The organism is Methylomonas koyamae (assembly GCF_019669905.1).
Classification (GTDB): Bacteria; Pseudomonadota; Gammaproteobacteria; order Methylococcales; family Methylomonadaceae; genus Methylomonas; species Methylomonas koyamae.
The window spans coordinates 20,251-40,049 of the sequence record NZ_AP019778.1 but is presented as its reverse complement, the minus strand read 5'-3'; the positions used below and the strand labels follow the sequence as shown (position 1 = coordinate 40,049).

The window sequence follows — 19,799 nt, the reverse complement described above, 5'->3', positions numbered from 1 at the left end:
GTAAGACGGAACAAATGACCTGGGATACGTTGGATGAGCGGAGCGAAATCCGGCATTTCGGAGCCGGTGATGTTGAAATTTAGTGTGGATTTATTGCGGTCGCCGACGGATGATTTTTGGTTGGCGGTGACATGGCAGAATACCGATGGGGCATAAATGCGCTATCGCTTTTCCGCCCTACGTTGGAGATGGCAACAGATGCCGAACTACCGCCGCTATCGGGTGCCGGGCAGGTGTTATTTCTTTACCGTGAATTTGCTGGAACGGAAGAACACCTTGTTAGTTGATCGTATCGACTTGTTAAGGGAATCGATACGTTTATGCAAACGGCAAAAGCCTTTTCACTTGTGCCCTGCGGGTATATTGATGGATGGGTTGTGTTGCCGGAACACATGCATACTACCTGCACCTTGCCGGACGGCAATGACGATTTTTCCATCCGTTGGAAATTGATTAAAACCCATTTTTCCAAAAGCATCCCCTTTGAGGAAGGACGTTCCAGTGTGCGAATCAAAAGAGGGGAACGCGGAATCTGGCGACGACGTTACTGGGAACAGTGTATTCGAGACGAACAGGATTACGAAAATCACATGGATTATTTACATTTCAATCCGGTGAAACATGGCTAGGTTAAAAAAAGGGTATAGATTGGCCTTATTCAAGTTTTCACCGTTATCTCAAGCAAGGTGTTTATCCTGTAAATTGGCTGGGCGGCATCGACTTTGAAATAGGTGATTGCGAACAATTTAATTAATATGAATATTTCCGAACCTAAATTAAATATTTTTTGGCATGTTGATCGAATGCCAAAAGAATTGTTAGTTGAATTTGAAATCGTAATTAAGCAATTGAGAGATTCGAGCCATATTCAATGCGAATAGTGAAAGTACGGCTACGGCTGTTTTGGTTAATTACATCTTTGTTAGCCCTACCGGCTTTTGTGGCCGCGAGCTCGTATCATGCGACCCACGCAACTTCGGAATCCTGTTCCGAAATTGAAGTGCGTCCGCAGAGCTTAGAAAAGTTCGGATTGCCGGCCTTGGAGGATTTGGACCAAGGCCGTTTTAAGCCGGGAACCGTCAGGCTGGAAAATCCGGCTTTTGTTAGTGCCGAGCAAGTCAAAAGTTTGCCGGCATCGGCCGATTTGCTCTGGGTGGATATTCGCGAAGACAAACCAGACGCAGGTGCGACGATACCTAATAGTATCCATATTCCCGCCAGAGATTTAGCGGGTAAGATGTTTTTGCGGAATAAGGCGCTGCTGCTGTTCGACAACGGCTTTGCCGCGGCCCGCAACCTGGATTTGCTCGGGCAATTGCAAGCGGCGGGCTTTAATAACGTCCGGGTGTTGGCTGGCGGCTTGAACGCATGGCGCCATGCGGGCGGGGTTGTGAGCGGCGATTCGTTAATCCATGCCACGCTGGACCAGGTCAGCCCGGCGCAGTTCTATGCCGAGCGCGAATTCAGCGACATCAAACTCCTGGATTTTTCCCGGCAGGCGCCGGATAAAAAATCCGATGACGATTTGCGCCGCTTGTTGCGGCAAGCCGTTGCCGGGCCGGGAGAACACCAAGTTGCGGCAGCGCGGATTTTACTGATGACCGATGCCGGCCTCGACTACGATCGGTTCCGCCGAATTGCCGATAAAGCAGGGCTACCCCCGCTGTATTTTCTGCAAGGCGGCAAACAAGGCTATCGGACCTATTTGCAACGGCAATTGGCCGTGTGGAATCGGCCTGCCGAAAAACAGGGAAAAATTGTTACATGCGGTAGAAGGCGGCGATGAATCATAGAAAGCGTTTGTTAGCGGCTTTTGCCGCTTTGGTGTTGTCGGGTGCGGCTTGGTATGGCTGGCAGTTGGTAACGGCGCCGCAATACGATAGCAGTAAAACGGTAAGTTACAGTTTTGTTTTGCGAAATGCCTCGAATCGGGTTTTGGAGCATGCCGAGTTTCGCACGTATCTGCCGGTCAGGCAGACCGCGGCACAAGCCTGCTGCGAACGGGTGGAGGTGTCGCAGCCTTACACATTGGAAAGCGATGATTTGGGTAATCAGGTGTTGCGTTTTGGCTTCGATCGTATGCCGCCTTACGGGGTGAAATTGATCCGGGTTACCGCGCAATTACGGATGAATTCCCAGCCGAATAAGTTTTGGAGATTTTTACCGGATCGGTATTTGCAACCTGAGCCGTTGATCGAAAGCGATCACCCGGCCGTCCAAGCGGCCGCCGCCAACCTGTTGGCTGGCGAACCGGCGCAAACGTTGCGTGGCATCTATGACTGGGTGGTGAATAACGTGCGCGACATAGGTTACGTTCGGGACGAGCGGGGGGCTCTGTATGCTTTGCAGCAACGCCAGGGCGACTGCACCGAGAACGCCTATTTATTTACCGCGTTGGCAAGAGCCAATTCGGTGCCGGCTCGTGCGGTGGCCGGCTATGTGCTGGATGACAACGGCTTATTGCAGGCTGCGGCTTACCACGAATGGGCCGAATTCGATGACGGCGGCATTTGGCGAATCGCCGATCCGCAAAAAAGCAATTACGATGGCCGCTACAGTAGTTATGTGGCGATGCGGTTGGTCGATAACCGACCGGATGCGACTTTCAAATTCTCTCGTTATCAATTTAACGGCGAGGGTTTGGAAGTGGATATGGAATAGATGTTTGTCTGCCCCGTTCGCCTGCTTTGAACCGAGAAGGAATACCTGAGATGAGTCGCACCGCTAACCTTGAGAACTATCGAGCCGTGTTCTGGATATTTGTGCTGTTTTGGTTGGCAGTTTCAGGCGTCGCGGCGGCCGAGGACACGTTTTGCGCCAAAGTAAGTATCGAAATCAAACAGGAATTAACGCTGGAACGCCAGGCTTTCGATGCGCACATGCGGATCAACAACGGCGTCCAAGGTTTCCCGGTGGAAAACGTGCGGGTGGATGTGAAATTTGCCGATGAAGACGGCAATCCGGTAATCGGCAGTTTTGACCCGGATAACACCCAAGCCAAGTTTTTCATCCGTCAAGACAGTTTGAGCGGTATCGAAAATGTGACCGGGACCGGCGTGGTCGCGCCGGCATCGTCCGCAGATATCCATTGGTTGATCATTCCGGCCCCCGGTGCCGCCGGACAACTGGCGGGCGGCAAGTTGTATTTTGTCGGTGCCACCTTGCAATACACGCTGAACGGTGAAGCCAAAACCACCGAAATTACGCCTGATTTTATCTACGTCAAGCCGATGCCGCAGTTGACATTGGATTACTTTTTACCTTCCGACGTGTTTGGGGACGATGCCTTCACCCCTAGTATCGAACCGCCGGAGCCGTTTACCTTGGGCGTCCGTGTCAGCAACAAAGGCCGGAGCATGGCGCCGGCCTTGAAAATCAATTCCGCGCAGCCGCGCATCGTCGAGAACGAGCTAGGTTTGTTGATAAATTTTCGCATCAATGGCGGCTTTGTTAACGATGCGGCGGTCGCGCCCAGTTTATTGCTGGATTTCGGCGACATTGCCGCGAATTCGGCCAAAATGGGCCGCTGGCAAATGGAGACGACGTTGTCCGGCAAATTCATCGAGTTTACGGCTGACTATTCGCATGCCGACGAATTGGGAGGCGAGTTGACCTCGTTGATGACGGCGGTCAATACCCATCAACTTCTGCGCGACGTGCTTGTCGATTTGCCGGGGCGCGATGCAATCAAGGATTTTCTGGCGAGCGACGGTAGCACTTTGCGAGTCTATGAATCGAATGGTGTCGATACCCAGGTGACTGATCAATCGGCATTTGCCAGTATTGCCGTCAGCGGACAGCAGGGCGGCTCGGTCAGTTACCAGTTGAATCTGCCGGTGACGGCCGGGTTCTTTTACGCGCGGATTCCGGATCCCCAGGCCGGCAAGAAAGACGTGACGCGTTTACTGCGGGCGGATGGCAAGGCTTTAAACAAGGCCAACGTGTGGCTCTCCAAAACCCGCGCTGCTAACCACGGCTGGAATTACTTCATCAACGTGTTCGACCAGAATGGTGGTGGACACTATAATTTGACGATGGATGATTTCCCGGTGGTACCGCATGCGCCGGTATTGCAATTTATTGCGGATAAAACGGTCAGCGAAGGCAAATCGGTGGGCTTTATCGTTGAGGCAAGCGATGCTGACGGTACGGTGCCGGTTTTGACGGTGGCGCAATTGCCCGCCGGTGCTGTGTTCGCGGATCGCGGCGATGGCGTTGGTTTATTCAGTTGGACGCCAAACCATGATCAGGCAGGTGTGTATTACATTACCTTTACCGCATCGGACGGCGCGCTGAAAGCGCAGCGTACGGCCAAAATTACTGTTATCGACGCGCCGGTGGCAACTGCCAATTACGAGGTGTCTTTTGAAGCTGGATTCAACATTTTTACTTATCCGGTACAAGTCGCAGCTCAACATCAAACCTGTCTCGGGTTGTTGAACAGTTTGGGCGATGCAACGGTGGTGGCAAATATCAGCCGCTTCAATACAGCCAGCCAGAAGGTCGAGCAATGCAGTTACGCGAGTGCTGGCGACTTTGCCATCAAGGCCGGTGATGCATTGGCGATACAGATGTTGCAACAGAAAACCTTGCAGTTCGACGGCGAAAAAACATGTCCGGTGTGGTTTGTCAATCCCGGGCCCAATTACGTCGGACATCCTCTGGCGCCAGCAGGTTTTAGCTGTTACGACGTGGCTAATTTAACTAAGTCCAAAGTCAGTTTGACGCAATCGTTTAATAAATCGAATGGTCGCTTTGAAAGCTGCGGATGGGATAGCCAGGCGAATCAGCCCATCGGTGTCGATTTTCCAATTGGTGTAACAGACGGTCTGATCGTCAATGCAATCAAGCAGGAAATAATCACTTTGCCGGGTTGCGAATGATCGTTTAAGGATTGAGCGGTTGGTACCTCATCCGCTAGATTGCTTACCGTAAATTGAACAATTGCGAATAAATCCTTTCGGCCGATTGGATTGGGCCGTCAAAGGCTGCTTTGTAGACTTCTAGCCTGTAGAAACCGATTTTGGTTGACCGTCAACTTTGGAAAAGCGCGACCGGCAGCTAGGGTGGGTTGGACACAGTGGCGACTGCCCGCAAACAGAAATCGAAATTTAATGACAGCTTTCAGGCGATGTGTGTGAAGAGTGGGCGGTCGCCTGTCGACCCAAAACGGCCTGTCACGCTTCTCCAAACCGGCCAGTCAGCCAAAGCCAGATTTTGCAAACTGGAGGGCTACAAAGCAGCCGTTGGTGCGAAACTGCAAATTGCCCATTTCTAATTGAGCTAACTTGTGACTTTTTAAAAACTCATCCGCAGACTTTTCAATACTTCTGCCACTTCGGGTTTTGCGGCCGATGAGAGTGGGAATATAGCGCAGATTGTGCGACGAATTTCTGGGTCTGACAGATAACGAACTCGAATCTTATCTGCATTTTTGGTGATGGTGAATTCCGGCATTAGCGCAACACCGATGCCGGCGCGTACCATACTCAGTATCCACTCTTCGCTATTACTTCTATAGGCAGCATAAAGATTGACCTGCCGACCCTGGCACACACTCCTCAGTGTTTCACGCAATTCACAGTTCAGGCGATCCAAGTAAGGTTCAGTTTGTATGGTTGCTAAATCAATGTGTTGCATTTGATTGAAACGGTGTTTTTCGTTGAAGACAACGACATAGCGTTCTTCGTAAAGCTTTAAAGACTGGTAATGCCCTGCCGGTAAGGATGTTGGTGCGCTGATAACTAAATCCAAGCCATCTTCATCAAGTTGATTCAATAGATTGCATTCACTGTCGACGACTAATTCCAGTTCTACATGTGGGCGTTCTTGCTGAAAGTTAGCGAAGAATGGACTTAAATGGTGTGCGGCAATTGTCGTCATCACTCCGATGCGAAGTGGCACAGTATTTAAGCGGCTGAAACGCGCAGCCTCTGCTTTGACAGCTTGCGTCTTGCGCACTATTTCGCGTATCGAAGGTTCGATCAAACGTCCTAAAGCAGTCAACCGACATCCGCTACGATCTCGGCTAAATAGCTCACCGCCAAGTTCATCTTCCAATTTCTTAATTGCTTGCGTCAGCGAGGGTTGGGCCACATAGGTTGCTTGTGCAGCGCGAGTGAACGAACCGTTATCGCAGACGGCCAGAAAATAGCGAATTTGTTGCATTTCCACAGTTTGCTCCTTTTAAAATAGGAAAAACCTATTTTCCCATAGAAAATATGTATTTTACAGTTGCCATAACTCATTATTTAATATAGTCACCCAGTCACATAAATATTCAAAATTCCTATGAAAGCCGCAAAATTAATCGTAATGTACCCTACGCCAACAGATTTAAATACGTTTGAACGTCGATATGCTGATGAGCATGTGCCGATGGCTGTGGAAAAGTTGGTCGGCAAAACACGATTTGTCGCCTCATTGATTCTTTCCAATGCAGACAAATCTGCAGCGCAGTTTCATCGGATTGCCGAGGTTTATTTTCCATCCCTCGCCGAATTAAAGGCTTGTCTGAATTCACCAGGCGGTCAAGAAACAGCTCAGCATGCCGTTGAGATTTCTAGCGGTGGTGAGCCGTTGTTTCTGATCTCCGAGGTGGAAACCTTTGATTTCTAATCCGACCATCGGATTTAACATAATCACAGTGGAGGCAAATCAATGTCTAACTCAATCAACAAACTAAAAAAGGTGGCTTATAAGCGCATTAGGTGGCTGGGTCTGCTGCCTGTTGTCTTTTGGGTCGGATTAATGCCAACTATTGCCCAAGCGCATCGAGGTGCGCCTGACGAGGCCGATGCTTGCGTTACGAGGGTTGGTTTTGAACGAGTCCATTTCACGGCCTATACCCCGACTCTGTCAGGGGATCGGGAATATTGCAGCATCATTCCCGAAATCGGCCCAACTAATTTGGTGTTCGACTACGAAGGTAAAAGTCTGCGCAATGTCAGCGTGGAATTCGAAATCACCAAAGAACCTGAAGGGCAAAGGGTTTTTTATCAGCAGCCGAAAAAAGTTAAAAACGGTACTTTCGATAGTATGGTCGATTTTAGTCAATATGGCGCTGGTAATTATTTGGCACACATCGCTATTGTCGACAAGGATAAGCGTCTTGATACTCATATTCCATTCTCTGTTGGCCTGGAATCGGTTCCCGGAAAAAGCTATATGCTGCATATTGTGATAATCGGAAGCTTGTTGTTGCTGGCTTATATTGTAATGAAGTTAGCGAATAAGGAAGCGCCCAATCACTCGCCGGAATGGTACAGGCGAGTCAAACGTACTTAGGGGGAATATGACTATGAATATGGCTCAATTAAAGGTTTATCTTTTAAGAACCAATTCTTGGCAGAAAGTGCTATTCGGTTTACCGATATTAGCAATGGTTGTCATGCTTTTGATGGATCATAGCGGCGAATCAGTAGAATTGGGGCAGGCTGTGTATCGACCTGAGATGCTGCAACGTCTTTGCAAAGCTGGTCAACTCAGTGGAGACGCTGGAGAGACTTATGGTGAAGAAACCGAACATGGCATCAAATACAATGTCCGCACACCAGCCAATTATGATGCATCCGTTGCCCACCCACTATTACTGGTATTTTCTCCGGCGGGATCGAATCGGGCTAAAACCGAAAAAACAACTGGGTTCACTTTTCCTGCCACCCAAGCCGGTTTCATCGTGGCCTATGCGGATCATCCGGAATTATCGCCCAGCACTACCGTAGAATTAGGCACCATTCCCAGTTTAATGGCCAAAAAGTGGTGTATTGATGAAAAACAAGTCTATGTTACCGGGCATTCCGATGGAGGAACTTCGGCGATGGCATTAGCGTTTATGACTGGCACACGACACATCCCACGTGCAATTGCGCCGAGCGCAGCAGGGGTTGCATATGATGATTTACGCGACCGCAGATGCCCTGAACCCTTGCCGGTTATGGTTATGCACAGCAGTAAGGATCGCCTGTTCCCTGGTTATGGTCAGCAAGCGGTGGGTTGGTGGGCGGCTTGTAATAAATGTGATCCTATTCCGGACAAAATCGCAAATGGTTGCTCCTCTTATTCAGGGTGTGCCGGGGGCGTAAAAACGTTGTACTGTGAAGGTGATCAAATCCATTCACATTGGCCCGAGCGTACTCAGGATATCATCGAGTTTTTTGTGTCAACGTCTCAAGTTAGCCCACGGGAGGCAAAGTGAAATGGGCTCTATATGAATCGTAGTGGGAGTAAAGGTAAACCCGAAAGCAAACGGATGACCCGGATTCCATCTCGGGTCTGCCCCTTTTAGCGGCTGAGTAGTTGGCTGACAACCGACTCGGCTCGCATTGAGAGCTGGCGGCCTAAAACGGCTGAACAACGGATTGGCTCCAGGTGATGGGGCATTGATAATGTCATTTTGCTAGCCGAATACCGGACAGCCGATTGGGTTACATGATGCCTTAATTATTAAAATTGGATAGCTACTCCGAGCGGCGGGTTTTGGCCGGTTGTGTGAGTTCCCCAGGGGCTGCTTTGAGCCCTTCCGTTGCAAAATCTAGACTTGGCCGGCTCACCGGCTTAGAGAAATGCGACAGGTAAAATGGGTCGGTTGTGTTAATTCGTCACTTCCAAAAGCTGAGATCTGCTATCGGTGTACTCATCTTGAAAATCGTGGAGGGTTTTCGACAGGATCATGTGGCTGTTTTTGATCGGAATGCCTAGATTGTCAAATCTTCCTGGTTCAGCGAGTAGACTGGTGAGCAACGAATGATCGACAAGTTGCCTCGACAGCATGTGAATTATGAAAATAGCGAACTCAGTCGATCATTTGTCGACATACAGGCGAAATGAGTCGTTGTAAGGGCTGTATTCTGTTGATTCAAAGGTTTATTAATCTTTCGATAGGAAGAAAGGGCATTACAGTTACCTTGAGTCCGTCGGCCGGTTGACGCTAGGCATTAGCAAAGCGCATCCCATGAAACGAGATATTCGTGCAAACGACTGCCGATATCAGAATGACGTAGTACCCATTGCTCAGATAGGGCTTGTTAGGCGGCTCTGTTTAACGTCATTGCGTAGTGGAAAAAATACAATGTGGCATCGCCGCGAACCTATTGAATTGAAAAGGAACGACGTAAAAATTCGACGCGCAAAACGCAATAATTAATCAACTGCGCTGCCACATTAATTTGTTCACAAGCGTGCACCATTAATAAATCCATCGATATATCAATCACTAAGCAAGAAATGATATTGTTCTCGCTCCAATAATCTCTGGTGTTTTCAAGGCAGAACCATCGCAAAATCGATCATAAATATCGAGTTGCACCATTATAGTTTTCCACCATGAAGACCCATATTTATAAAATGGGGCAAGCAGGTGGAAAAATATAATGTGGCAGAGGCTTGGGTCAATTGAAAATTTGAATAGCCCGTTGACTTATGGTGGCGGGGTAGACCGCAACAGTAATTGCGCGCGCGATCCAACAAGTGACGGGAAGACCCGCTGGCAAAGTGCATTACAGATGCATCTAGCCAGCGGGTTCAAAATTCGGAATGCGATATGCTGACCTGACCCTAACCAGAGGACAGGCCAATGCGGACATCCATATTCTTACTTTTACCTTTTATGGCCGGTTGCGCCCAGGCGCTGATCGATCCAGCAACTTCTCAGCAAGTCATCACATCGATAACCGACGCCGGACCTCGCCACAACTGGCAGCTTGGAATGGATGCCTTTGCCTCCGAAACTGGCGGGGCGGCGGTACGGCAATCGTCCGTGGAGCATGTGGTCACCCGTAAACCGCATGCCGCAGCCGGTACCTTGGCAGATGCGAGTGGATTCGTAACTCTGCCATTGGCCGAAGCGGACGCAGCCTTAGCGCAACCCGGATTTCAGCCGAGTGGCGACGAAATCGAAAGAGCCTGGCGGAAATACTGCCGGCATAAGCTGGACATGACCGATCGCGATCACGAGATTATTCGCACCACCACCATGCCGGCCAGACTGAAAGAGTCATGCAATCCAAAAAGCTTGAAGAAATAAACGGGTTTATCGGCGATGTTAGCGAAATTGCTCAATACGATATTGCGGATTGCCGAGCCGGATGAAGAGGTGCCTCGATATCCACCATTCGCCAAAGGGCTGCCGGTGATCCCCGCAATTAAAATCCTAGAGTCACAAGAAGAATTAATTAAAAAAATCAAACACTATTTAGGTGTCACCGACCAGGAATATCAAGGGCGTGTATACCCCTTAATATTCAATTATGCGCGATTTGTGCATTTGCTGCCTGCGTCTGAAAAGCATCACCACCGGGGCGCCGGCGGGTTATTCCGTCATGGCCTAGAGGTCGGTTTTGAAGCTGTTTATAAATCCCATGGCGTGCTGTACGGCATGGATGAAAACCCAGGTAGACGAAAACAACTGACGCCACGCTGGCGATTGGCGATATTCATTGCCGGTATGTTGCATGATTTAGGCAAGCCGGTCACCGACGTTGAAATTAAATCCGAGGATGGCGCTCATACCTGCAATATAGTGGGGGACGATATTGAAACCTGGGCGAGGAAGCGCAAAATCCAACGGTATTATCTGAGTTGGCGAGTCAACCGGAATGGCGACCATGAAATTGTTTCACCGACTTTAATCAATAAGGTCATCACACCCGAAGTTCAGGAGTATTTAAACGAATACGGGCCGGCTATCTACAAAGAAATGCTGCTCACAATTGCCGGCACCTCACACAACTCAAAGATGTACTCACTGGTAATGGATGCCGACTACCTCAGCGTAGAGAAAGACCTTAAAAATAACTGCATACCCATTGACCCGTCGATAGGCGCACCGATCGAATGGTTCATATTAGACGCCATGCGGCAACAGATTAAAAAGGGAACGTGGACCGATAATGCCAAAGGGGCGGTGGTTTGGCGTCTAAAAGAAGGCACCTTTATCCTGTGGAATGAAGCGGCCGAAGATGTTAGCCGTTTGATCACGAAAAGCAATATTCCTGGAATACCAAAACACCCGGATACGCTAGCCGATATTCTGATCGATCGCCAGCTTGCCGTCCCATATCGCTTGAATCCGCAAACCGTCAGGCGCTACTGGAATATTAAGCCTGGCAGCATGGACCGGCCGCTTAGGGTGCTCAAGTTGGCGGATCCGATGAACGTGTATACCGACGCACTGCCTTTGATCGTCGACGGACATGTGATTCACATCGAGACCGAGACCGACGGTCAATCCGATGCGGTAGCACAGGATGGTGAAGCGGCCGTAACCCCAACAAATCACGATAGCGCGAATTCAACCGACGCGGAGCAGGCGAACCCGGAATCTGAACCGGATATACCGTCTGGAGGCGTCGTGGAAATAGAGACATCGATAAAGGCTCAACCAGCAACGCCGCCCTCGGCGCCAACAAATCATTCCCAACCGAGTGCGGCTAGTCCTGCCCCGAACGTAGAGGACAATAGCAAGGCCAATAATCCCGCGGAAACCCAAGCCGCCAGACAGTGGTTGGCCTCACAGCACGCGGCCGGCGCCTTGTTGATGCAAAGTCTTGACCCGATATCCGCGGAATATTTTCAAATACAACCGAATGGCCGCGTCTTGATGTTGCATCAGAATATTGCAGCGGCATTGAACCAAAAACCCATCAATATCATCACGACAATAGACGCCGCCGGCATGATCGAAGTCGATCCGCGCAAACCCATGGTCAAGGTTACCGAACTGGGCGGCGTCAAGGGCGTACTGCTGAACAAAGAAACCAGCCGATACCTAACGGTATTGATCCAAAACGCGGAAACGCCGCCGGTTCCCCCAACACCGCCTCAAATCATCGCCACCCATCCGGGTACTAACCGCCCAACACCAAGTCACGGACAACCCCAGGGAGCGCATACAGCGCAACGCAATGCGAACCATGAGATTGAGCAACTTATACAAACGATTAAAGCCTTCGAACTGCCGCTTGCAGTCGATCAAACGGATGATAGCTTGATCGTGGATATGGTGTTACTGAGAGGTTATATCGAGGAACAGCAGTTATTCGAAATGAAACAGTTATTGCGATATGCCTTCGACCGACCGGATATTTCGATCGATAACACCAATAAAAAATTCATCGTTAAAAAGTAATGAAAGACGAATACGACTATCAATTACCCTGGCGGCCCAATTACGAAATTACGGCCATTGTGGTCTGGATCGCGTTTGGTCTTGTAGCGTATTTGATGTATCGGTTTTCGGGATTACCGAGCGAGCCTTTTACAGGTCTTATGGTGGCGTGCGTCTTCATGGCGGTCAAGCGCGTGCCGGCATCGGCCGGGGTTTGGTATCGAAAACACCGGCTCAATTACTTCAAATTTCAGCGGTTCAATGTCGCCAGTCTGGCCGGTATTGTTCGGCGCCACCCGGATCAATGGTGGTTGGGCTGGGGATTCGAGTGGAACCAAAAGCACGCCCAATTGGCTTACGACATCCAAAAGCGCGATTTAACCGGGTTAATCCCGGTCAATCATGATCGGATGGGGGCGACATGGATCCATGGGTTAGGGTTAACCGAGGATTACATTCGGCAAGCGATCTCGCACAGTGCCGGCCACACCTTGATCGTTGGTACCACTGGTGCCGGAAAGACCCGCTTGTTCGACATCTTGGTGACACAGGCGGTGCTGCGCAACGAAGCCGTGATTATCATCGATCCCAAAGGCGACAAAGATCTGAAATGGTGCGCCGAACGCGCGTGCCGACTTTCGCGGAACCCGGACCGGTTTGTCTATTTCCACCCGGCTTTTCCGGACGAAAGCGTCCGTATCGATCCGTTAAAGAATTTCAACCGCTCGTCCGAGTTGGCCAGCCGGATTGCCGCGGTCAGTCCTGGTGAATCCGGTTCGGATCCGTTCAAGGCCTTTGGGCAAAAAGCCTTGGATAACATCGTCCAAGGCCTGTTTGCGGCCGAAGAGCAACCGTCCCTGGTGAAGCTACGGACTTACCTGGAAGGCGGCCCGGTGCCGTTGGTGATTAAAGCCTTGGTGCGTTATTTCGACAAGGTGCTCCATTTCAATTGGCGCAGTAGTATCGGAATTAAAAGAATGGATCTGAACGATAAAACTGCGCAGTTGCTGGTCAAATTTTACCGGGAGCGGGTCCAGCAGGAACGGCAGAACACCGATCTGGAGGGGCTGATTTCCATGTTCGAACACGACCGTACGCATTTCAGCAAAATGATCGCCTCCTTATTGCCGCTGATGAATATGCTGACCTCCGGCAGCTTGGGCGCATTGTTATCGCCGGACCAAAGCGACTCGAACGATACACGTGCAATTACCGACGCGGCCGAAATCATTAAAGGCGCTAAAGTCGCATACATCGGTCTGGATTCCTTATCGGACAGCATGGTCGGCAGTGCTATCGGCTCCATTCTGTTGGCCGATCTGGCGGCTGTCGCCGGCGACCGGTACAACCACGGCGTCGATAACCGGCCGGTCAATATTTTTGTCGACGAAGCGGCCGAAGTGATTAACGACCCGTGCATCCAGCTCTTGAACAAAGGCCGCGGCGCCCAATTCCGGTTGTTTATTGCCACCCAAACCTTTGCGGACTTTTCGGCCCGACTGGGTTCCGAAGCCAAGGCCAGACAAATACTGGCCAACCTCAACAACTTGATCGCGCTCCGGGTGATGGACGCCGAGACCCAGACCTATATCACCGACAACCTGCCCAAAACCCGATTGAAGTACATCATGAGAACCCAGGGAGTTTCTACCCATTCAGCGAATCCAGCGGTATTTTCCGGAAATATCGGCGAGCGATTAATGGAGGAAGAGGGCGACTTATTCGCCCCGCAGTTATTAGGCCAATTGCCTGATCTACATTACATCGCCAAATTGTCTGGCGGCCGCATCGTCAAGGGCCGTCTGCCAATACTGATCTCTGACCTGGACAAGGAAAAAACCCATGCCTCGCAAAAAAATGCGTAAACCAAAACAAACCGCGGAAGAAATCATGCTGAATCGATGGCGCAAATTAAACCCAACCGAGAATCGAGATTTGCAAATACTGGAATTGGATTGGCCGGTTGCGATCGACATTCTCCAAGCGGCGATCAAGATCATGACCGATCATCACCATAAGGCAGATCAGTTGGAGGACGTGATCACGCAATTGATGTCTCAGGTACTGATCGCTTACGCGCAGGCATCCAGGCAGCATCATACGGACGATGCATATCGTCTGCTCCGGACGGTCGAATCGATTCAGCGCTTTTTGCTCCACAGGTATGTAATGGACGTATCGATTGAGGCTTTGGTGACCAACCCCAGGGTTGTCGCCTTGATCCAGCGAGCAGCGGCGTAATTATGACCAAGAGCCTCATTGTCACCTTGATCTTGTGGGCGGCCGAAGTATTTTTGATTGCGGTATTGGTGTCTGACCAATGGTTAACCAATATGCAAGATGCCGAAGACCGGATGATCATCGAATATCTGGGCGCTGACAACGATCGGCGGATTCGGGATGAAGCCAATGCGGTATTCAACGCCCTGCTGGTGGAAACCGGCATTCAACGTAACGTGTACCATTTTTTCATCCCTACCGTTGCCGAGCGCGAGAAATCGGTCGGGTTTGAACATTTCGGGCAGACCGATTATTTCCCCCTGGTCCAAAGCAAATTGGACGTGCTATTCGGGACGTTTTACCAATCGTTGCGGCGTTTTTTCTTACTGTTGTCCTGGTGGCCGTTTTTAATCGCCGTCGCCATACCCAGTGCGGTGGACGGCTTGGTGCAACGCAAAATCAAGCAATCCAACTTCGATTATTCCAGCCCGTTGGCGCACCGGTATAGCTTCTACACCGTCATCGGCATTATCTACTTGCTGCTGCTCGGCTTGACCTTCCCATTTCCGATCCCGCCGCAGGCGATGCCGATGGCCTGTGTCGGCATCGCCTTTGCGATGAACGTCTATTTTGCTCACACCCAGAAACGAGTATAGCCAGGAGAACCTGTATGAATCCATCCGGACAGACCGGCCGCTTAGTAGTCCTGTTAAGTCTGTTTCTTCTAGCAGGTACCGCTCAGGCACAGAGACTGCTTGGTGTCGTGATAGGCGTGCACGACGGCGACACGCTGACCTTGCTCACCGACGACCGGCAGACCTTAAAAGTGCGCTTGGCCAAGATCGATGCGCCTGAACTCAGTCAAGCCTATGGTCAGGCCGCCAAACACGGACTATCCGACACCACCTACCGCCGCCGAGTTACGGTCGAATATACCCAGCAAGACCGCTACGGCCGCCTTATTGGCCACGTCGACGTGGGCGGTCAGGACGTTAACTTGGCACAAGTAGCCAAGGGCTTGGCCTGGGTGTATCGGCAATACAGCAATGATCCGGTATTTCTTCAAGCCGAGCGCACCGCTCAAGCTAGTCACCTCGGGTTATGGCAAGATCCAAATCCTATTGCGCCTTGGGAATTTAGACGTACCGAGGATGCAAGATGAAGATGGCGATGGCGAAAGCGAATCCGGCAGACCTAGACATGGCCCTTGAACTGGCGTACGCGCTGGAGGCCATCAGCAGCCGACACGGCGGCACCATGCCCGAGAAGATCGCCAAGCCGCAAGGCGGTGAAGACGACACCGAACCCTTTTCTGTTGATGACAGTGAGAATTGCCGGCGTGTGTGCGAATACCTGATTCGCTTGGCACGCAGCGCGTCCTTGTTCCGCGTCGTCATGGGAATGACCGTGTTGCTGGATCCGACAAACAAGGTCGTGGACCCCACAGCCAGCACATTGGAGCATCACCCCGACACGCTAGCCGCACTGGCGGCAATGGCCAAGTCTGCGTCGGACGGCACGGAATAACAGAGGAGACGTCGGCATGCTGTTTACTGCCCCTGAATTCATGTACCTGTTTCTGCCGGCGACCTTGCTGTTGTGGTGGTGGCTCATGTCGCGACACTACGGAGAGATCGCGCAATGGTTCATCGTCGGCTGCTCGGTGCTGTTCTATGCAGCATGGAGCGCCGAGTACGCCTTGCTCTTGGTCGTCAACGCCTTACTGAATTTCTATTGGGGCAAACGGATTGCCGTCACTCACTCCAAAATCAGGTTAGTCTTGGGCGTTGTGTACAACCTGGGGCTTCTGGCCTACTTCAAATACGCCGATTTTCTGATCGAGACAAGCAACGCGCTGACTGGCAGCCAATGGCCATTGCTGCGGGTGATCCTGCCGCTCGGAATCTCATTTTTTACCTTTCAGGCGATTGCCTATTTAGTCGATTGTGCCAAAGGCCGGGTCGACGATTTCGATCTTGGCCGTTTTGCGTTTTCCATTTCGTTTTTCCCGCATCTGATTGCCGGCCCGATCCTGCATTATTCCGACATCATGCCGCAGCTCCGGCAAGGCATTCGCTTCGATCCGGAACGCATGACCAAAGGCTTGTTCCTGTTTGTGGCGGGACTGTGCAAAAAGACCGTGATCGCCGATCGCCTGGCGGCCGTGGTGGATCCCTTGTTTGAGCTCAGCGATCGACTCACCGTGTGCGAGGCCTGGGTAGCGGCCGCGGGGTATGGCTTGCAAATCTACTTCGACTTCTCGGGCTACTGCGACATGGCCAGCGGCGTCGGATTGATGTTCGGACTCGTGCTCCCGCAAAACTTCGCTTCGCCGTATCAAGCCGGTACGATCGCCGACTTCTGGAAGCGCTGGCATATCACGCTCTCGCGGTTTCTGCGCGACTATCTGTACATCCCGTTAGGCGGTAACCGGCAAGGCTTTTATCGTGGATTGTGGGCCGCGGCCATCACAATGCTACTAGGCGGCTTATGGCACGGTGCCGCCTGGACCTTCGTCGCCTGGGGAGCGATGCACGGCGCCATGATCGCGCTTTATCGGCTATGGACCAAGACGGGTTATACGATGCCGGGTTATCTGGCTCGAACCTTGACCTTGCTTGGAGTGTTTTTCGCCTGGGTGCTATTCCGGGCGGCGAGTATTGACCAGGCACTACAGATCTGGCTGGCGATGTTGGGACTCAACGGGATATCGGTGCCGGTCATGCTCGCCGGCTGGTTCGGGTCCGAGACGGTTCCGATATCGGGGCTGGTCAACGGCCTGGACCTGCTCGCCATCGGCTTCCTACTGGCCATTTGTCTGCGCTACCGTAATGCGCAAGCACAACTCGACACTTTTACCCCGGATCTGAAGGCACTCGCGACGTTTGCCGGTTTATTCTTCGCCGGCACCTGGCTATCGGCGGCCCATGAAAGCTTCATCTACTGGTCGTTCTAATTTCGGCCATTTCTGGTGTGCCGCTTTGGCCGTGAGCGTGTTGATTGGCGGGGCGATGCCGGTGTGGAACTGGCTGGTGAATCCCTACCAAGTGTTCGATGTCGACCAAGGTATCGGCGAACCTTATACGTCGCCGGCGACCAACGAACGTTACCGCAAAGTGAGCCATCTGTTGAATCAGATATCGGCGCCGTACCCGGAGCAGCCGATTGATTGCCTTCTGGTCGGGTCATCGGTGATGGGCTTGCTCGACCCACGGCTCTTGGCGCAGTATTTCCCTGAAGGCCGGTGTTACAACCTGGCATTCTTGGCGGGTCGGCCGGGTGAGATCCTAGCCACGTTAAAAGCGCTGATCGCGCAAGGACTGCCGCTTAAGCACATCGTCTACGGATTGGAGCCGTTCGCCTTTTCCGACCCGGTAAACGACGGCCCAGCCAATCGATTGCATCCGATCGTGACCGGCGAATCGGGCTGGAAATTCTATTTGAATTACCTGTTCGAACCCAGCCTTGGCGATGGGATAGGGTATCTGTTCGACGCCTTAAACCACACCATTTCCGTTAGATACGATATAGACCATACCGGCCGGTATCAGTTGGTCCGGTACGACACTGAAATACAGAGAAACGAAACTGAATTCGTCAAAAGACAATTCGAGCAGGGTAGGGGGCCCAAGTCTGTTTCGCCTTGGATAATGACGCGATTCGACGAGTTTAAATCGCTGGTGGAGTTTCTAAATAGCCAACAGATCGAAGCTCATTATTATTTAAACCCGCTACATCCGAGTATTGCGAAAGTCTACGGGACATCGGAATTGGAGGAGTTCAAAACCCGGATTTCGAGTAGAACCGGTGGCCGGAATATTCCCGACTGCTCACTCTTGCTGAGTGAAAACGCGAATATCCGATTTTACGATTACAAGCATTTTCGGACGACGGAATCGACAACGGTGTTGAATTGTGCGTTAGGAAATGGCTCAAGTCAAAGTCGACAGCAGAGTGGCAGGTGATCGACAGACGTATTTGCACAGTTGAAAAGATAACAGTAAATATCGACTGGACCACGACAGACCAACGGCGCGAAAAACGCGTCATTCGGAGCTGGGGACGTGCGGCTAGCTTTTACAGAAACCTCGCTTGCGGTTGAAGCGTCGGCCTAGGAACCCACCGAATCATCTTCCTTTGGGGGAGGCTGCGAAAGCTCTTTAGTTAGGAAGAGAAGGTAAAAACGGATTGTTAATGACTAACGAGCCAATAGCTTGACCATGTTGCATGTCTTCCGAATACAATATTGAGCACCCGGCGTCCAGCGCCGCGCTGACAATCATGCTGTCATACAACGAAAAACCAAATTGTTCGGCAATCGCCAAACCTTGTTCGTGGATGCTGACGCTCAAAGCTTGAGTTTCACAGATACTTCGGATAATCGACAAGGTTTCGCGGATTTCGACAAACGTCATCTTCAGCTTGCGCGACGCTACCGACGCAAATTCATTCAGCACCTGCACATTGATTATGCCGCCGAAGGCGATAATCTCTTCGGCGCGGTCTGCTTTTTGATTGTCCTCAGACAGTAAATACAGCAAGACGTTGGTATCGAGAAACGGCTTAGCGGTTTTCATTCGCTTCCAGGCGGTCAAACTTAAAATCAGCGGGTAGGCGCCCACGAAATTGATGCAATTTGGCTAACAACGTCTTTGCCGAAGGTTTTTTCTCTAGTTCAAACACCCGTTCGCCGGCGATATGTACTTCAATGTCATCGCCTTCCTTTAACTCTAACGCTTCTACCACCGTGGCGGGCAAACGAATAGCTAAACTATTACCCCATTTTGCGACTTGCATGTGCCTCTCTCGACTCATTAAAAGATATACATAGCACATTGTATATCCATGAGGCGATGAATGCTATTGCCTCTCATGGTCAACCCTAAGCCGATGATCGAAATCTGCGGAAACCCCGCCGTTCTGGCGCAAACCAGCCACCCATTCCAATTAAAACCGCCACTGGTGTTAACCGGCGTGTAAATTATTCCAATTTTTGATCAAAATGAGCGTCCAACTCTTTCTAGGATGACAAAGGCTTTGGTTTCATTGAACAAATCGCGGTAGAGATGACTTTGCACTCTTTGGTGTGATCCAAGGCAGCGGTCGGAAAAGCCTGAAGGAAGGCCAGCGCGTGGCCATGGAAGTGACCTCGAGGCCCAAAGGTCCGCAAGCTGAAAACGTGACCCCTTTATACTTGTCGAAGCAGTGGCTCAGCAAGGCGCGAAACCAAATTCTAACTAAGCTATCGTTTTTATTATAGGAAATGCCTTGAAATTGCAATAATTTAACATAATCTTTGTTATGCGAAGTCAGAACAAACGCACCCATTGGTAATAAAGCCTCCATCACTTGCTTGTCAAACACCTCTTGCACAGTTGGAATTAAATTGTCATGGTGGCTAGTTGCTTTGACAGAAACGGCCGATACCCAGAGTATGCAACTTTACATGGCTACAGAAGACATTACTAAAATA

General features: G+C 50.9%; 19 protein-coding genes and 2 pseudogenes. 18 read left to right on the top strand and 3 right to left on the bottom strand.

Annotated elements, in window-relative coordinates:
* Nucleotides 1–33: 33 nt before the first annotated feature.
* The 5 genes and pseudogenes from MKFW12EY_RS23220 to MKFW12EY_RS22025 all read left to right on the top strand — a co-directional run bounded on the left by MKFW12EY_RS23220 (nucleotide 34) and on the right by MKFW12EY_RS22025 (nucleotide 4,883).
* Nucleotides 34–156 (top strand): hypothetical protein, encoded by a 123-nt coding sequence (locus MKFW12EY_RS23220; protein WP_280637661.1) that lies wholly within the window; start codon nucleotides 34–36, stop codon nucleotides 154–156.
* A gap of 42 nt (nucleotides 157–198) precedes the next feature.
* Nucleotides 199–754, top strand: a pseudogene (locus tag MKFW12EY_RS22040) (REP-associated tyrosine transposase).
* Between the two features lie 246 nt (nucleotides 755–1,000).
* On the top strand, nucleotides 1,001–1,786 hold the full coding sequence (locus MKFW12EY_RS22035; protein ID WP_221054684.1) for a rhodanese-like domain-containing protein: 786 nt from the start codon (nucleotides 1,001–1,003) through the stop codon (nucleotides 1,784–1,786).
* The gene (locus MKFW12EY_RS22030) at nucleotides 1,783–2,661 is read left to right on the top strand and encodes a transglutaminase-like domain-containing protein (protein WP_221054683.1); all 879 of its coding nucleotides are present in this window, start codon (nucleotides 1,783–1,785) and stop codon (nucleotides 2,659–2,661) included. The genes MKFW12EY_RS22035 and MKFW12EY_RS22030 overlap by 4 nt, the downstream gene beginning before the upstream one ends.
* A 50-nt stretch (nucleotides 2,662–2,711) precedes the next feature.
* Complete coding sequence (locus tag MKFW12EY_RS22025; RefSeq protein ID WP_221054682.1) at nucleotides 2,712–4,883, top strand: putative Ig domain-containing protein; 2,172 nt, start codon at nucleotides 2,712–2,714, stop codon at nucleotides 4,881–4,883.
* 415 nt (nucleotides 4,884–5,298) lie between these two features.
* Here the strand turns inward: MKFW12EY_RS22025 and MKFW12EY_RS22020 are convergent, their stop codons facing one another.
* Entirely contained in the window at nucleotides 5,299–6,174 is an 876-nt protein-coding gene (locus MKFW12EY_RS22020) for a LysR family transcriptional regulator (protein WP_064025506.1), read from the bottom strand.
* Nucleotides 6,175–6,291: 117 nt separating this feature from the next.
* Here MKFW12EY_RS22020 and MKFW12EY_RS22015 point away from each other — a divergent pair, with 117 nt between their 5' ends.
* The 12 genes from MKFW12EY_RS22015 (at nucleotide 6,292) to MKFW12EY_RS21960 (ending at nucleotide 18,291) form a co-directional block, all read left to right on the top strand.
* Nucleotides 6,292–6,618 (top strand): EthD family reductase, encoded by a 327-nt coding sequence (locus MKFW12EY_RS22015; RefSeq protein ID WP_054759895.1) that lies wholly within the window; start codon nucleotides 6,292–6,294, stop codon nucleotides 6,616–6,618.
* A 42-nt stretch (nucleotides 6,619–6,660) separates the two neighbouring features.
* Nucleotides 6,661–7,287 (top strand): hypothetical protein, encoded by a 627-nt coding sequence (locus tag MKFW12EY_RS22010; RefSeq protein ID WP_157199237.1) that lies wholly within the window; start codon nucleotides 6,661–6,663, stop codon nucleotides 7,285–7,287.
* A 13-nt stretch (nucleotides 7,288–7,300) separates the two neighbouring features.
* Complete coding sequence (locus MKFW12EY_RS22005) at nucleotides 7,301–8,197, top strand: CE1 family esterase (protein ID WP_054759930.1); 897 nt, start codon at nucleotides 7,301–7,303, stop codon at nucleotides 8,195–8,197.
* Nucleotides 8,198–9,607: 1,410 nt separating this feature from the next.
* On the top strand, nucleotides 9,608–10,024 hold the full coding sequence (locus MKFW12EY_RS22000; protein ID WP_157199238.1) for a hypothetical protein: 417 nt from the start codon (nucleotides 9,608–9,610) through the stop codon (nucleotides 10,022–10,024).
* A gap of 15 nt (nucleotides 10,025–10,039) precedes the next feature.
* Nucleotides 10,040–12,127: a MobH family relaxase gene (gene mobH / locus MKFW12EY_RS21995; protein WP_221054681.1), complete on the top strand. Its 2,088-nt coding sequence runs from the start codon at nucleotides 10,040–10,042 to the stop codon at nucleotides 12,125–12,127.
* Entirely contained in the window at nucleotides 12,127–13,971 is a 1,845-nt protein-coding gene (gene traD, locus MKFW12EY_RS21990) for a conjugative transfer system coupling protein TraD (protein ID WP_054759902.1), read from the top strand. Before mobH ends, traD begins: the two co-directional genes overlap by 1 nt.
* Entirely contained in the window at nucleotides 13,949–14,347 is a 399-nt protein-coding gene (locus MKFW12EY_RS21985) for a hypothetical protein (protein ID WP_157199239.1), read from the top strand. Before traD ends, MKFW12EY_RS21985 begins: the two co-directional genes overlap by 23 nt.
* Before the next feature lie 2 nt (nucleotides 14,348–14,349).
* The gene (locus tag MKFW12EY_RS21980; RefSeq protein WP_054759906.1) at nucleotides 14,350–14,982 is read left to right on the top strand and encodes an IncC plasmid conjugative DNA transfer DtrJ family protein; all 633 of its coding nucleotides are present in this window, start codon (nucleotides 14,350–14,352) and stop codon (nucleotides 14,980–14,982) included.
* A gap of 14 nt (nucleotides 14,983–14,996) precedes the next feature.
* Entirely contained in the window at nucleotides 14,997–15,488 is a 492-nt protein-coding gene (locus MKFW12EY_RS21975) for a thermonuclease family protein (protein WP_064023679.1), read from the top strand.
* Nucleotides 15,485–15,853 (top strand): hypothetical protein, encoded by a 369-nt coding sequence (locus MKFW12EY_RS21970; RefSeq protein WP_054759910.1) that lies wholly within the window; start codon nucleotides 15,485–15,487, stop codon nucleotides 15,851–15,853. Before MKFW12EY_RS21975 ends, MKFW12EY_RS21970 begins: the two co-directional genes overlap by 4 nt.
* Nucleotides 15,854–15,869: 16 nt before the next feature.
* The gene (locus tag MKFW12EY_RS21965) at nucleotides 15,870–17,282 is read left to right on the top strand and encodes an MBOAT family O-acyltransferase (RefSeq protein ID WP_221054680.1); all 1,413 of its coding nucleotides are present in this window, start codon (nucleotides 15,870–15,872) and stop codon (nucleotides 17,280–17,282) included.
* Nucleotides 17,254–18,291 carry a hypothetical protein gene (locus MKFW12EY_RS21960; RefSeq protein ID WP_157199241.1) on the top strand — a complete coding sequence of 346 codons (1,038 nt, stop codon included), beginning with the start codon at nucleotides 17,254–17,256 and terminating at the stop codon, nucleotides 18,289–18,291. The genes MKFW12EY_RS21965 and MKFW12EY_RS21960 overlap by 29 nt, the downstream gene beginning before the upstream one ends.
* Nucleotides 18,292–18,486: 195 nt before the next feature.
* Here the strand turns inward: MKFW12EY_RS21960 and MKFW12EY_RS21955 are convergent, their stop codons facing one another.
* Nucleotides 18,487–18,903, bottom strand: coding sequence for a PIN domain-containing protein (locus MKFW12EY_RS21955; protein ID WP_054759933.1), 417 nt, complete (start codon nucleotides 18,901–18,903; stop codon nucleotides 18,487–18,489).
* Nucleotides 18,890–19,123 carry an AbrB/MazE/SpoVT family DNA-binding domain-containing protein gene (locus tag MKFW12EY_RS21950; protein WP_064023836.1) on the bottom strand — a complete coding sequence of 78 codons (234 nt, stop codon included), beginning with the start codon at nucleotides 19,121–19,123 and terminating at the stop codon, nucleotides 18,890–18,892. Before MKFW12EY_RS21950 ends, MKFW12EY_RS21955 begins: the two co-directional genes overlap by 14 nt.
* 248 nt (nucleotides 19,124–19,371) lie before the next feature.
* Between MKFW12EY_RS21950 and MKFW12EY_RS21945 the strand changes: the two are divergent.
* Nucleotides 19,372–19,514 (top strand): annotated as a pseudogene (locus tag MKFW12EY_RS21945) (cold shock domain-containing protein); the annotation flags it as partial.
* Nucleotides 19,515–19,799: the final 285 nt, after the last annotated feature.

Bases quoted from the DNA above. Each gene is read 5' to 3' on its own strand.
- MKFW12EY_RS21955 (WP_054759933.1), bottom strand. From the start codon at position 18,903: ATGAAAACCGCTAAGCCGTTTCTCGATACCAACGTCTTGCTGTATTTA.
- MKFW12EY_RS22005 (WP_054759930.1), top strand. From the start codon at position 7,301: ATGAATATGGCTCAATTAAAGGTTTATCTTTTAAGAACCAATTCTTGG.
- MKFW12EY_RS22010 (WP_157199237.1), top strand. From the start codon at position 6,661: ATGTCTAACTCAATCAACAAACTAAAAAAGGTGGCTTATAAGCGCATT.
- mobH (WP_221054681.1), top strand. From the start codon at position 10,040: ATGTTAGCGAAATTGCTCAATACGATATTGCGGATTGCCGAGCCGGAT.
- MKFW12EY_RS22025 (WP_221054682.1), top strand. From the start codon at position 2,712: ATGAGTCGCACCGCTAACCTTGAGAACTATCGAGCCGTGTTCTGGATA.
- MKFW12EY_RS21950 (WP_064023836.1), bottom strand. From the start codon at position 19,123: ATGCAAGTCGCAAAATGGGGTAATAGTTTAGCTATTCGTTTGCCCGCC.
- MKFW12EY_RS23220 (WP_280637661.1), top strand. From the start codon at position 34: ATGAGCGGAGCGAAATCCGGCATTTCGGAGCCGGTGATGTTGAAATTT.
- MKFW12EY_RS22015 (WP_054759895.1), top strand. From the start codon at position 6,292: ATGAAAGCCGCAAAATTAATCGTAATGTACCCTACGCCAACAGATTTA.
- MKFW12EY_RS21965 (WP_221054680.1), top strand. From the start codon at position 15,870: ATGCTGTTTACTGCCCCTGAATTCATGTACCTGTTTCTGCCGGCGACC.
- MKFW12EY_RS21960 (WP_157199241.1), top strand. From the start codon at position 17,254: ATGAAAGCTTCATCTACTGGTCGTTCTAATTTCGGCCATTTCTGGTGT.
- MKFW12EY_RS22030 (WP_221054683.1), top strand. From the start codon at position 1,783: ATGAATCATAGAAAGCGTTTGTTAGCGGCTTTTGCCGCTTTGGTGTTG.
- MKFW12EY_RS21975 (WP_064023679.1), top strand. From the start codon at position 14,997: ATGAATCCATCCGGACAGACCGGCCGCTTAGTAGTCCTGTTAAGTCTG.
- MKFW12EY_RS21980 (WP_054759906.1), top strand. From the start codon at position 14,350: ATGACCAAGAGCCTCATTGTCACCTTGATCTTGTGGGCGGCCGAAGTA.
- MKFW12EY_RS21970 (WP_054759910.1), top strand. From the start codon at position 15,485: ATGAAGATGGCGATGGCGAAAGCGAATCCGGCAGACCTAGACATGGCC.
- MKFW12EY_RS21985 (WP_157199239.1), top strand. From the start codon at position 13,949: ATGCCTCGCAAAAAAATGCGTAAACCAAAACAAACCGCGGAAGAAATC.
- traD (WP_054759902.1), top strand. From the start codon at position 12,127: ATGAAAGACGAATACGACTATCAATTACCCTGGCGGCCCAATTACGAA.
- MKFW12EY_RS22000 (WP_157199238.1), top strand. From the start codon at position 9,608: ATGGCCGGTTGCGCCCAGGCGCTGATCGATCCAGCAACTTCTCAGCAA.